Annotated in this window: 11 protein-coding genes and 1 pseudogene; 7 read left to right on the forward strand and 5 right to left on the reverse strand. The window is 65.3% G+C overall.

Annotated features, from left to right (window positions below; translation table 11 throughout):
* The 5 genes and pseudogenes from GTP55_RS26390 to GTP55_RS26410 all read left to right on the forward strand — a co-directional run.
* Positions 1-304 (forward strand): annotated as a pseudogene (locus GTP55_RS26390) (hypothetical protein); the annotation flags it as partial.
* On the forward strand, positions 301-903 hold the full coding sequence (locus GTP55_RS26395; protein WP_161047769.1) for a hypothetical protein: 603 nt from the start codon (positions 301-303) through the stop codon (positions 901-903). The pseudogene GTP55_RS26390 and the gene GTP55_RS26395, both read left to right, overlap by 4 nt.
* Positions 904-1,028: 125 nt before the next feature.
* Positions 1,029-2,183: an FAD binding domain-containing protein gene (locus GTP55_RS26400; protein WP_161047770.1), complete on the forward strand. Its 1,155-nt coding sequence runs from the start codon at positions 1,029-1,031 to the stop codon at positions 2,181-2,183.
* Positions 2,180-4,903 (forward strand): putative bifunctional diguanylate cyclase/phosphodiesterase, encoded by a 2,724-nt coding sequence (locus GTP55_RS26405; protein ID WP_229258175.1) that lies wholly within the window; start codon positions 2,180-2,182, stop codon positions 4,901-4,903. The genes GTP55_RS26400 and GTP55_RS26405 overlap by 4 nt, the downstream gene beginning before the upstream one ends.
* A gap of 11 nt (positions 4,904-4,914) precedes the next feature.
* A complete protein-coding gene (locus tag GTP55_RS26410; protein WP_161047771.1) occupies positions 4,915-5,847 on the forward strand; it encodes a hypothetical protein in 933 nt (310 codons plus the stop codon).
* Here the strand turns inward: GTP55_RS26410 and GTP55_RS26415 are convergent.
* Positions 5,844-7,184 (reverse strand): MFS transporter, encoded by a 1,341-nt coding sequence (locus GTP55_RS26415; RefSeq protein WP_161047772.1) that lies wholly within the window; start codon positions 7,182-7,184, stop codon positions 5,844-5,846. The genes GTP55_RS26410 and GTP55_RS26415 overlap by 4 nt on opposite strands.
* Before the next feature lie 258 nt (positions 7,185-7,442).
* Between GTP55_RS26415 and GTP55_RS26420 the strand changes: the two genes are divergently transcribed.
* On the forward strand, positions 7,443-9,674 hold the full coding sequence (locus GTP55_RS26420) for an NADP-dependent isocitrate dehydrogenase (RefSeq protein WP_161047773.1): 2,232 nt from the start codon (positions 7,443-7,445) through the stop codon (positions 9,672-9,674).
* A 122-nt stretch (positions 9,675-9,796) separates the two neighbouring features.
* Here the strand turns inward: GTP55_RS26420 and GTP55_RS26425 are convergent, their stop codons facing one another.
* Positions 9,797-10,420 (reverse strand): hydrolase, encoded by a 624-nt coding sequence (locus GTP55_RS26425; protein ID WP_161047774.1) that lies wholly within the window; start codon positions 10,418-10,420, stop codon positions 9,797-9,799.
* Between the two features lie 137 nt (positions 10,421-10,557).
* Between GTP55_RS26425 and GTP55_RS26430 the strand changes: the two genes are divergently transcribed.
* Positions 10,558-11,091: a hypothetical protein gene (locus GTP55_RS26430; RefSeq protein ID WP_161047775.1), complete on the forward strand. Its 534-nt coding sequence runs from the start codon at positions 10,558-10,560 to the stop codon at positions 11,089-11,091.
* On the opposite strand, the gene GTP55_RS26435 is transcribed toward GTP55_RS26430, so the two are convergent.
* From GTP55_RS26435 to GTP55_RS26445, 3 genes are all read right to left on the reverse strand, one after another.
* The gene (locus GTP55_RS26435; RefSeq protein WP_161047776.1) at positions 11,075-11,503 is read right to left on the reverse strand and encodes a copper chaperone PCu(A)C; all 429 of its coding nucleotides are present in this window, start codon (positions 11,501-11,503) and stop codon (positions 11,075-11,077) included. The two genes, GTP55_RS26430 and GTP55_RS26435, sit on opposite strands and share 17 nt — an antisense overlap.
* Positions 11,500-12,114 carry an SCO family protein gene (locus tag GTP55_RS26440; protein WP_161047777.1) on the reverse strand — a complete coding sequence of 205 codons (615 nt, stop codon included), beginning with the start codon at positions 12,112-12,114 and terminating at the stop codon, positions 11,500-11,502. The genes GTP55_RS26435 and GTP55_RS26440 overlap by 4 nt, the downstream gene beginning before the upstream one ends.
* 98 nt (positions 12,115-12,212) lie before the next feature.
* Entirely contained in the window at positions 12,213-12,596 is a 384-nt protein-coding gene (locus tag GTP55_RS26445) for a DUF2946 domain-containing protein (RefSeq protein WP_161047778.1), read from the reverse strand.
* Positions 12,597-12,685 lie beyond the last annotated feature (89 nt).

Genomic DNA, 12,685 nt, shown 5'->3' on the forward strand with positions numbered 1-12,685 from the left:
GCTGGCGGACCCGGGCGTCGAGCGCGTGCCGGTGTTGCACCTGGACGGCCCGGCCGCGCGCCAGCCGATCGTGCGGCCCCTGTTGCTGGAACTCGACGAGCGCGCCAGCGCCGCAGCGCAGCCGTCGCGCCAGGGCTTCCGCGGCGGCCGGATTGCGCTGTCGTGCGAGCTGGAGCGGCTGGCCGAAGCCGGGGTCGGCCACGTGCTGCTGCATCTGTTGCGCAATGGCCGGCCGGTGCTCGATGTGATCGATGAACTGGGCACCGAGGTGCTGCCGCGCCTGGCCATGGGGGTGTCGTCATGAACCAGCCGCTGGCGCAGGCACCGTGCGCACCGTCCTGTCTCGGCAACCGGCGCGTGGCGCGCGCGGTTGAGCTGGCGGTGCGCGGCACCGAGCTGCTCAGCGACAGCAACGCGCTGTTGCGGCGCATCGCCGGGATCGCGCAGCGCACCATCGCGTCCAACCAGCAGTACACCCGGCTGTTGCTCGACTGGCAGCGCCACCAGCGCGTGCGGCACCCGCTGCAGGCGCAGCGCGATCGCCAGGCTTCGCACGACGCCGCCTGGCGCATCGCCCGGCGGGCCACCCGCGCGGCGCTCGATATCGGCGTGCTGGTCGATGGCGTGGCGCCGGCCTGGCGGCGCGGGGTTGCCGCCCCGGGCGGACATGTGACCAACCTGAGCGATATCGCGCTGCGCATCCTGGCGCTGGCGGTGCAGGTTGAACGCCTGGCGCGCCAGCCGGCGGCCGGACGCGCCGAGCTGGCGGCGCTGGTCGGCGCGATGCAGGGCATGCGCGACATCGCCCAGCGCAACATCCAGGTGGCGCGCCGTTCCGTTGCCAGCGTCGAGCGCATCCAGATTGAAGCGCTGCGCTTTGCGCGCCGGCTGGCCATGGTCTGAAGCGTTTTTTTTTGATTCTGAAGTAATCGATCGATAACTTATTGGTGCGGATTCAGTGCCGCCGCGCAAGGGGCGGAGCGAAACCCGCTGCGGCATCCGCCATCAATGTTCACCGGAGAATCGTTATGGACCATGAATTGCCGCCGCGCGCGCTGATTATCGGCGGTTCGCTGAGCGGCTTGTTTGCCGCCGCCAGCTTGCGCGCCATCGGCTGGGAGGTGGAAGTGTTCGAGCGCTCCGCGAGCGAGTTGAGCGGCCGCGGTGGCGGGCTGGTGCTGCAACCGGCGGTGCTGGCGGCGATCGCGTTTGCCGGCCTGGACGCCGGCAGCGTGGTCGGCGTGCCGTCGGGCGAGAGCATCTTTCTCAACCGCGCCGGCCAGGTGGTGCAGCGCAGCCACGCGCCGCAAACGCAGACCTCGTGGAACCTGCTGTACGGCATCCTGCGGCGCGGCTTGCCCGCCGGCGTGGTGCACGCCAACCAGCAGCTGCTGCGCTTCGAGCAGCACGCCGGCGGCGTGACCGCGTATTTTGCCGGCGGCCGCCAGGCCAGCGGCGACCTGCTGATCGGCGCCGACGGCGCTGGGTCGGCGGTGCGGGCGCAGCTGCTGCCGGGACTGGCGCCACGCTACGCCGGCTATGTGGCGTGGCGCGGCTTGGTGCCGGAGCAGCAGGTGGCGGCCACGGTGCGCGAGCTGTTGCAAGGCGCGTTCGCCTTCCAGCACGGCGATGGCCACATGCTGCTGGAATATATGGTCCCGGGCGGGGACGAGTCCACCCGGCCCGGCCAGCGGCGCTGGAACTGGGTCTGGTATCGCAAGGTCGCGGCCGGCGCGCAGTTGTGCCGCCTGATGACCGACGCCGGCGGCACGCTGCGGCGCTTTTCGGTGGCGCCGGGCGCGGTCAAGCCGCGCGATACCGAAGCGCTGCGCCAGGACGCGCAGGTGCTGCTGGCGCCGGTGTTCCAGCAGCTGATCGCGGCCACCGGGCAGCCCTTTATCCAGACCATTGTCGACCTGGACGCGCCGCGCATGGTGTTCGGGCGCGCGCTGCTGATCGGCGACGCCGCCTTCATCGCGCGCCCGCACACCGCCGGCGGCGCAGCCAAGGCGGCGGCCGACGCCCACGCGCTGGCCGCGCTGCTGCGCGATGAAGGCGGCGGCATCGACGCGGCGCTGCGGCGCTGGGAGCCGGCGCAGTTGGAAGCCGGGCAAGCACTGGTGCGCCGCGGCATGGAAGCGGGCAACCGGATCATGAATATCCAGCCACTGGAGGAACAATGATGTTCGAGCAGCCACACCCTAAACGCCCGTTGTTGCGCACCGCCCGCGCCGAATGGAGCCTGTTCGGCGCCTTGCTGGCGCTGACCGCCTGCATGATGGGTTATGGCGTCTGGAATGAGCGCCAATTGCTGATCGCGTCCAATGTCGAGCGCATGCGGCTGCAGGCCCTGATCATCGATGAAAGCCTGACCCACCAGCTGGAAGGCGTGCGCAGCGCGCTCGACAGCGCCCGCCGTACGCTGGCGGCCGACAGCGCCTGCGACCAGTCGTGCAAACGCATGCTGCTGCAAGCGCTGGCGCGCGCCGTGCCTGGCGTGCGTGCGCTGGAAGTGCAGGACCGGGCCGGCGTGGCGGTGCTGAGCACCGCGGCGTCCGGCGCGGCGGCGGCCGGCGGCTATCCGCCGCTGCCGTTCGCCGGCGGCGATCCGGAGACGCTGTATCTGTCGCTGCCCTATGAAGTTACGCCGGGCGTGTTCAACCTGAAGCTGTCGATGGCGGTGCGCGGCGCCGGCGTGATCAGCGCGGTGCTCAATACGGACTACCTGGACGCCGTCATGCGCTCGGCGCTGTACGCGCCGGACATGAACAGCGCGATCACCGAAGCCGGCGGCCGGCGCATGCTGTACGTGCCGGCCGACCCGGTGGCGATGCGGCGCGAAGCGGCGATCGCCGACACCTTCGTGCGCCGCCACCTCGACAGCCGCCTGGCCGAGAGCGTGCTGGCCGGCGCCACCGCCAGCGGCGAGCGGCGGCTGGTGGTGCAGCGCTCGATGCGCCTGCCAGGGCTGCGGCTGGACCGCGCGCTGGTGGTCAGCCTGGGACGCGGCCAGGCGGTGATCGACGCCGGCTGGCAGCGGCTGGCGTGGACCTGCGGCCTGGCCTGGCTGGTGTTTGCCGTGACCGCCGGCGTCAGCATGGCGGTGCTGCAGCGCCGCCGCCGCGTCCACGACGATGCCGCGCGCGCCTGGGCCGACCAGCAGACGGCGGCGGTGCAAAAAACCGAGGCGGCGCTGGATGGGGCCAGCCTCGGCCTGTGGGAATGGGATATGCGGGCCGACTGGCGCAGCGTCGATGCGCGCGGCGCCGCGATGCTGGGCTACAGCAGCGACGACACGGCGGCGCTGAACGACTGGCGCCGGCAGATCCATCCCGACGACCTGGCGGGCCTGGACCTGGCGCTGGCCGAGTATCTGGCCGGCCACCGCCAGCGCTACGACATCGAGTACCGCATCCGCCATCAGGATGGCAGCTGGATCTGGCTGCAAAGCCGCGGCAAGATCGTCGAGCGCGCGGCCGACGGCACGGCGCTGCGCATGCTGGGCACCCGCATGGACATCAGCCAGCGCAAGCAGGCCGAAGCCCGGATCACCCATCTGGCGTTCTACGATGGCCTGACCCAGCTGCCGAACCGGCGGCTGCTGATGGACCGCCTGCACCACGCGATCGCCAAGTCGGCGCGCACGGCCAGCCATGGCGCCGTGCTGTTCATCGACCTCGACAACTTCAAGTCGCTCAACGATACGATGGGGCACGAGATGGGCGACCAGCTGCTGCAGGTGGTGGCGCAACGCCTGCAGCAGGTGACGCGCACCAGCGACACCGTGGCGCGCCTTGGCGGTGATGAATTCGTCATCCTGCTGGAAGACCTGGGCGGCGCGGAAGGCGCCGCCACGGCCGGCGCGGCGGCGGTGGCGGCCAAGGTGCTGGAGGCGCTCAGCACCCCCTGTCTGCTGGACGGGCACCAGGTGCGCACCACGCCCAGCATCGGCGTGGTGCTGTTCGGCGCCGGCCCGCATGCCATCGGCGACTTGTTGCGCCATGCCGATATGGCCATGTACGAGGCCAAGGCCGGCGGCCGCGCCACCTGGCGCTTCTTCGACCCGCAGATGCAGCAGGCGCTGGATACCTCGGCGGCGCTGGAGGCCGATCTGCGGCAGGCCCTGATCCGCCAGCAGCTTTACCTGAGCTACCAACCGGTGGTCGACCGCACGGCGCAGGTGACCGGGGTCGAGGCGCTGCTGCGCTGGGCCCACCCGCAGCGCGGCGAAATCGGTCCTGCCGAGTTCATTCCGCAGGCCGAAAAGTCCGAACTGATCCTGGAACTGGGCGAATGGGTGCTGCAGGCCGCTTGCCTGCAACTGGTGCAATGGGCGGCGTCGGCCGCGACGGCGCACCTGACGATGGCGGTCAATGTCAGCGCGCGGCAGTTCCGCCAGCCCGGTTTTATCGACCAGGTACGGGCGGTACTGCAGCGCACCGGCGCCGACCCCCGCCTGCTGAAGCTGGAGCTGACCGAGAGCATGCTGCTCGCCGACATGGATGACGTCATCGGGAAAATGGCGGCGCTGCGGGCGCACGGGGTTAGCTTTGCGCTGGACGACTTCGGCACCGGCTATTCGTCGCTGCGCTACCTCAAGCTGCTGCCGATCGACCAGTTGAAGATCGACCGCTCCTTCGTACAGGATATGCTGCATTCGCGCCACGCGGCCAGTATCGTGCGCGCCATCGTCAATCTGGCGTACAGCCTGGACCTGGCGGTGGTGGCGGAAGGCGTGGAAACGCGGGCGCAATGGCGCGCACTGGAAGCGATCGGCTGCACGGCGTTTCAAGGCTATCTGTTCGGCCGGCCCGCCGCCACCTTACCGCCGCCGGCGCGCTTTAATCTTGAAGACGGGCAGCAGGCGGAAGGCCTGGTAGGTGCCGACCAGCAAAGCTGCTAAACTCTGCGTTTATGCCGATACCGATCCACGCTTTGCCCGCCCTGGACAACCGCCACGTCAAGACCAGCACCGAGGACGTGCTGGTCGACCAGGTCATTGCCGGCGAATTGCTGGTGATTACGTTTGGCTTCGTGTCGTGGGACAAGCGGCCGGATTTCGATTTCTACGGTCGGCTGAAAAAGCTGGAGCAGTTCAGCGGCCGCCACATCAACAAGATCCTGGTGCGCGATTCCGGCAATAGCTGGTATCACCGCGCGATAGGCGGCCTCGGCGCGCATCCGGACGAAACCGCCGCCAGCCTGCGCGCGCTGATCCGCGACATCCGCCCCAGCAGAGTGGTGACCATCGGCCAGTCGATGGGGGCGTATGCGGCGCTGATGTACGGCCTATTGCTGGAGGCGGAGCAGGTCATCGCCTTCGGGCCGCTGTCTTTCCTCGATCCGGCGCAAGCTCTGCTGTATCACGAACGGCGCTGGCTGTCGGTGATGCGCGACCTGGCCACCAATCCGCCGCCATCCCGCTACGACGATCTGCTGGCGCTGGGCCGCAGCCAGGCCAAGACCGGCAAGCTACCCGACATGCATCTCCTGTTCGGCACCAGGCCGGACCAGGACGGCAGTACCGAGTCGGTCAACCTCGACGCCATGCACGCGCACCGGCTGTCGGCGCTGGGCAATTGCACGCTGTATCCGTTCCCGTATTCCGGCCACCCGGTGGTGCAGCACTTGATCGACACCAAGCGCATCAATGCCTTGCTGGCCAAAATCATCGCCGGCATCGAACTGGAAGAAGAGGATAAGGAAATTACGCCCGACTGGCAGGGCTGGATCGCAGAGAACCTGCGGCTGGGTGGTGCGCCGGAGGAGTTAATCGACATCCTCCAGCAGCACGGTTTTTCCCACGCCATCAGCGCACAGGCCGTGGCGCAGGGCGGTAAAGCTTAGATGCTGCGCATTACCGGCGTCTTGAATTCAAAACGCTTGATCTCGCCGACCATCAGCAGATAGCACAGGATGGTCACCACCGCGTTGGCGCCGACGAACACCAGCGCGCCAGCAAAGGTGCCGGTGGTTTGCAGGATGTAGCCGATGACGATCGGGGTGGTGATGCCGGCGGTGTTGCCAAAGGTGTTGAACAGCGCGCCGCTCATGCCGCCGGCTTCTTTCGGCGAGGTATCCGCCACCACGGCCCAGCCCAGCGCGCCAATGCCCTTGCCGAAGAAGGCCAGCGACATTACCGTAATGACCAGCCAGTCCGCTTCGACATAGTTACACACGATCATCGAGGTCGACAGCAGCATGCCGCAGACGATCGGCGTCTTGCGCGCCACCGACAGCGATTTGCCCGATTTGATCAGACGATCCGAAATCACGCCGCCCAGCACGCCGCCGAGGAAGCCCGCCACCGCAGGCAGCGCGGCCACAAAGCCGGCCTTCAGGATGGTCATGTGACGTTCCTGCACCAGGTACACCGGGAACCAGGTCAGGAAGAAGTAGGTCAGGGTGTTGATGCAATACTGGCCGATGTACACGCCCAGCAGCATGCGGTTGCCCAGCAGCTGCTTGATGCAGGACCAGGTGTCGAGCTTGGTGGTGGCGGCGACTTTGTCCTTGCTTTCCAGGTCCACCAGCGCGCCGCCCGCTTCAATGTAGGCGATCTCGGCGGCATTGGCTTTCGGGTGGTCTTTCGGACCATACACGGTTTTCAGCCAGATGAAGGCCATCACAATGCCCAGCCCGCCCATGACGAAGAACACGCTTTCCCAGCCGAAGGTATGTACCAGCCAGCCCATGATCGGGGCGAACAGCACGGTGGCGAAATACTGCGCCGAGTTGAAGATGGCGGCAGCGGTGCCGCGTTCGCTGGTCGGGAACCAGGCCGACGCGATGCGCGAGTTGCCCGGGAAGGACGGCGCTTCCGCAGCGCCGATCAGCAGACGCAGCACAAACAGCGTGGTGACGGCGGCGGCGCCGGTCAGGAAGCCCACCGTGCCCATTAGCATGGTGAAGACTGACCACAGGAAGATACTGAAGAAATAGGTGATTTTGGAGCCGAAGCGGTCCAGCAGCCAGCCGCCCGGCAATTGCGCCAGCACGTACGACCAGGCAAAGGCGGAGAAGACGAAGCCCATTTCCACCGGACTCAAGCCCAGCAGGCGTTTCAGTTCGGGGCCGGCGATCGCGATGGTGGCGCGGTCGGCGTAGTTAATCGTGGTGACAGCGAACAGGATGGCGAGTATTGTCCAGCGTACGCGGGTGGCTTGGGGTTGTTGCGTGGTCATGCGGTCTCCTTACTTTTGGTGCGACGATCATAGCCTAGATATCAGACATCATACAACTACATATCTACTCCTGCCTCGCTAGTAAACGTTTAACTTGTTGATTTCTATACACATGCACCAGGGCAGTGCAGCCCAAGGTTGTATGATGACAGGGCTGCTTATGAATACTCTGGCATCGTTTGCACAAAGCGGGCGTTGAGGGTTTAAAATAACGGGCGGAATTACTCCATAGCACCGATCGATTACGAGGGAATGAACATGGCAACACAAAATCCAAAAATCATCTACACGCTGACTGACGAAGCGCCACTGCTGGCAACGTATTCCCTGCTGCCTATTATTAAGAAGTTCACCGCACCAGCTGGCGTTGACGTGGTTGCGAGCGACATTTCGGTCGCTGCGCGCGTGCTGGCTGAGTTCCCTGAATATCTGACCGACGAGCAAAAAGTCCCGAACACCCTGGCTGAACTGGGCGCGCTGACGCTGAAGCCGGAAGCCAACATCATCAAGCTGCCGAACATTTCGGCCTCGGTCGCCCAGCTGCAAGCGGCGATCCGCGAACTGCAAGGCAAGGGCTACAAGCTGCCGGACTTCCCGGATGATCCGAAGACCGACGAAGAAAAAGCCCTGAAGGCCCGTTACAGCAAGTGCACCGGCTCGGCCGTGAACCCAGTGCTGCGCGAAGGCAACTCTGACCGCCGCGCGCCAAAAGCGGTGAAAGAATACGCCCGCAAGCACCCGCACTCGATGGGCGAATGGAGCCAGGCCTCGCGCACCCACGTGTCGCACATGCACGCCGGCGACTTCTACCACGGCGAAAAGTCGATGACGCTGGACAAAGCGCGCGACGTCAAAATGGAGCTGATCACCGCCTCCGGCAAAACCATCGTGCTGAAACCGAAAGTCGCGCTGCAAGCCGGCGAAATCATCGACTCGATGTTCATGAGCAAGAAAGCGCTGCTGGAGTTCTACGAGAAAGAAATCGACGACGCCTACAAAACCGGCGTGATGTTCTCGCTGCACGTCAAAGCCACCATGATGAAGGTATCGCACCCGATCGTCTTCGGTCACTGCGTGCGCATCTTCTACAAGGACGCGTTTGAAAAACACGCCAAGCTGTTCGACGAACTGGGCGTGAACGTCAACAACGGCATGGCCAACCTGTACGAGAAAATCGAGAAGCTGCCGGCGTCGCAGAAGGACGAGATCCTGAAAGACCTGCACGCGTGCCTGGAACACCGTCCGAAGCTGGCCATGGTCGATTCGGCCAAGGGCATCACCAACTTCCACTCGCCGAACGACGTCATCGTTGACGCATCGATGCCGGCCATGATCCGCATCGGCGGCAAAATGTGGGGCGCCGATGGCCGCACCGCCGACGTCAAGGCTGTGATGCCGGAGTCGACCTTCGCCCGTATCTACCAGGAGATGATCAACTTCTGCAAATGGCACGGCAACTTCGACCCGGTCACCATGGGTACCGTGCCGAACGTGGGCCTGATGGCGCAGCAAGCCGAAGAATACGGCTCGCACGACAAGACTTTTGAAGTGCCTGAAGGCGGCATCGCCAACATCACCGATCTGGCCACCGGCGAAGTGCTGCTGACCCAGACCGTGGAGCAGGGCGACATCTGGCGCATGTGCCAGGTCAAGGACGCGCCGATCCGCGACTGGGTCAAGCTGGCCGTGACCCGCGCGCGCCAGTCCGGCATGCCTGCCGTGTTCTGGCTGGATACCTACCGTCCGCACGAAGCTGAAGTGATCAAGAAAGTGCAGGTCTACCTGAAAGATCACGACACCAGCGGCCTGGACATCCACATCATGTCGCAGACCCGCGCCATGCGCTACACCCTGGAGCGCGTTTCGCGCGGCCTGGACACCATCTCGGTGACCGGCAACATCCTGCGCGACTACCTGACCGACCTGTTCCCGATCCTGGAGCTGGGCACCTCGGCCAAGATGCTGTCGATCGTGCCGCTGATGGCCGGTGGCGGCATGTACGAGACCGGCGCCGGCGGTTCGGCGCCGAAGCACGTCAAGCAGCTGGTGGAAGAGAATCACCTGCGTTGGGATTCGCTGGGCGAGTTCCTGGCGCTGGCGGTGTCGCTGGAAGAGCTGGGCATCAAGAACAGCAACGCCAAAGCCAAGATCCTGGCGCAGACGCTCGACGTTGCCACCGGCAAGCTGCTGGACAACAACAAGTCGCCGTCGAGCCGTACCGGTGAGCTGGATAACCGTGGCAGTCACTTCTACCTGTCGCTGTACTGGGCCCAGGCGCTGGCAGCGCAGACGGAAGATGCGGAACTGGCCGCCAAGTTCGCGCCGCTGGCCAAGCAGCTGTCGGAAAACGAGACCAAGATCGTTGACGAACTGAACAGCGTGCAGGGTTCGGCACAGGAAATCGGCGGTTACTACCAGCCGGATCCAGTGAAGACTGAGGCTGTGATGCGTCCAAGCGCGACGTTCAACGCCGCCATCGACGCGATTTAAGCGTCAACCCACGTCGTTCCCGCGAAAGCGGGAATCGAGGCCGTCATTCCCGCATCGGCGGGAATCCATGCTGAGCCGGCGCTCCATGGATTCCTGCTTGCGCAGGAATGACGGCAGATGCGTTACTGCGGCGGCGTCAGCATTTGCTTGGCGTAGCGCAAGCCCACGCCATAGCCGCCGCCGTTCTTCTCGATCACCGCGCGCGCCGCGTCATAGGTTTCATGACGGGTCCAGTCGCGTTGCAGTTCCAGCAGCACCTGCACCCAGCTGGTCAGCTGCGCACCTTTGCCTGCCATCCGTTGCAGCGCCAGGTCATGCCCGGTCAAGGTCAGACCGCCGCAGGCATCGCCCACCACATAGCATTCATAGCCCGCTTCCAGCGCGCTCAGCACCGCGAAGGTGATGCACGCTTCCGTCAGCATGCCGGAGAAGATCAGCTTCTTGCGGCCGGTCGCCTCGATGGCGGCGCGCACCGTATCGTCTTCCCAGGCATTCATGTTGCGGCGTTCCAGCACCGGATGATCGGGCGCCAGCGCGTGCAGGTCGGGCAGCAGCGGGCCGCTGTAGACCTTGCTGGCCGAGGTGCTGATCACGGTCGGCAGGGAAAACGCCAGCGCGGTTTCCAGCAGCGCCACCGAATTGTTCAGCAGCGTCTGGCGCTCCATCGATTGCACGGCGAATTGCAGGCCGGCCTGCTGGTCGAGCAGCACCAGGGCGGCGTTTTGGGGAGTCAGTAATTCATGCATGGTATGTTCTCGCAGTAAGGGGATGATCGCAGATTGTAGGCGTGCGCCCGGCGTCCCGAATCCCTACAACTGGCAGCGGCCATCTCTCTCATAGGTGGCAGAATTGACGGCATCCCAACGCCGTGCGAGGATGCCGCATGAACAGCTTGTTCGACTGCAGCGCGCTGGCGCCTTCGTGGTTCTGCGACCATCGCGACATCCTGATTTACCTGGCGCCGTCCCTGATGCTGGCGCTGGTGATCCGCGTCCTGTCGGCGCGCCATCCCTTCTTTTTTTTGTTCACACTGGCCGGCACTGTGTGCCACGAGCTGGCGCATTTCGTCGCCGGCAAGCTGACCGGCGCAAGGCCAGCCAGTTTTACGGTGATTCCACGGCGTATCGCGCGTGGCTGGGAATTGGGATCGGTGCGGCTGACGCACGTGCGCTGGTATAACGCCGCGCCGTCGGCACTGGCGCCGTTTGCGGTGGTGGTGCTGCCGTTCGTGGTGGCGTGGTGGCGCACCCGCAGCGGACTGCATTTCCAGTGGATTGATGTGGCGCTGGCGTTCGCCGTCGCGCCACAATTTCTGGCGTGCTGGCCATCGACGACAGACTGGAAAATCTCGCTGCAGTCGTGGCCGTATCTGCTGATCGCCGGATTGGCGTGGTGGATGGTCAGTGCGTTGCGGTAAGTGGCTTGACCGGCGCGTCGACGACGATCTTGCTGCGCACCTTCTGCGCGTCTTCCACTTCCAGCGTCAGCGGCACTTTGTCGCCTTCCTTCAGCGGCTGCTTCAGGTTCAGCAGCATCAGGTGATAGCCGCCGGGCGCCAGCTTGACCGGCTGGCCGGGCGGGAGGTCCAGCGTTTGCAGCTGACGCATCTTCATCATGTCGTCGACCATTTTCATCTCATGCACTTCGACCGTGCCGGCCACCGGCGAGCTGACGCCCACCAGTTTGACGGCCTGGGTGGAGGTCAGCGTCATGAAGGCGCCGGTGGCCTTTTGCGCGGCCACGGTGGCGCGCACCCATGGTTCGCCGACGGTCACCTGGGCCAGCGCAGGCAGCGCGGCCATCAACAGCAGGGAGAGTATCTTTTTCATTGGAAGAGTCCTTTCAGGAATCCGGTTTCTTGCTTGGGGTTGAGCAGCAGGCGCAGATCATCGGCGCACTGCTGGGCGGTTTCTGCGTGTTTCATGGCCAGGCGGATCTTGCCGCTGGTGTCGAACGCGTAGGTGAGGGCGGTGTGGTCCATGGTGTAGGAACTTCCGCTCGGCACTTTGCGGTAGAAAATCTTGAAGTCCTTGGCGGCCTTGGCGGTCTGGTCCAGGTTGCCGCGCACGGCGACAAAGCTCGGGTCGAAGGCGCGCATGTAGTCGTTCAGCAGCGGGGCGGTGTCGCGTTCCGGGTCGACGGTGACGAACACCACTTGCAGCTTGTCGCCATCGGCGCCCAGCAGGCGTTTGATTTCCACCGCGCGCGCCAGGGCGGTCGGGCAGACGTCCGGGCATTGGGTGAAACCGAAGAACAGCAGCACTAGCTTGCCTTTGAAGTCGCGCAGTGCGGCCGGCTTGCCGTTGGTGTAGAACAGCTGATAATCCGGACCGATGGCGCTGCCGGTGATGTCGATCGCGGTAAAGCCGGACGCGGCGTGGGCGCTGCCGGCCACGAATGGCAGGGCGGCCAACGACGAGATGAAGAGACGGCGTTGCATAGATAATCCTGTAAGGATGTTGCTAAGGCAGGCGTTGCTGGCGTATGCGGTATGCGGGCATGAGCCGATACGGTCGCGTGGCGCTGCGGCGGACGGAGTCAGGCGGCGGCGGGCGGGCCGCGCGGCTGGGCGTCGGGCCAGATCGGCTGTTGTGGCGCTGCCACGGGGCGCTGCGCAGGGTAGATGTCGTGGCCTTCGAGGACGGTCAGCAGGCCGGACGTGGCTGGCGGCGGTGCGCCGTTGCCGGTGTGGACGGCGCACAGCATGCAGTGCTTCATGCCATGCGCCGGCAGGCTGCCCGACCCGCGCTTGCCAGCGCCGGCGGCCGAGGCGGCCGGCGTGACGCTGCAAATGTCCAGTGCCAGCGGATAGTCCGACAGCACGCTCATCGCGTGGCTGATGGCCGGGGCGTACAGGTTCAGCAGGATCGCCAGGGAGACGATCAGGCTGGTCAGGCGCCGGCGCTGGAGGAAGGTGGACATTTTTCCATTATAAAATAAAAAAGCCGCCGGCGTTTTCACGCGGCGGCGGTTGAATGGCTGTGTGCGGCACAGGCAAAACCCGCACAGCG

It is taken from the genome of Duganella margarita (genome assembly GCF_009857535.1).
GTDB lineage: Bacteria > Pseudomonadota > Gammaproteobacteria > Burkholderiales > Burkholderiaceae_D > Rugamonas > Rugamonas margarita.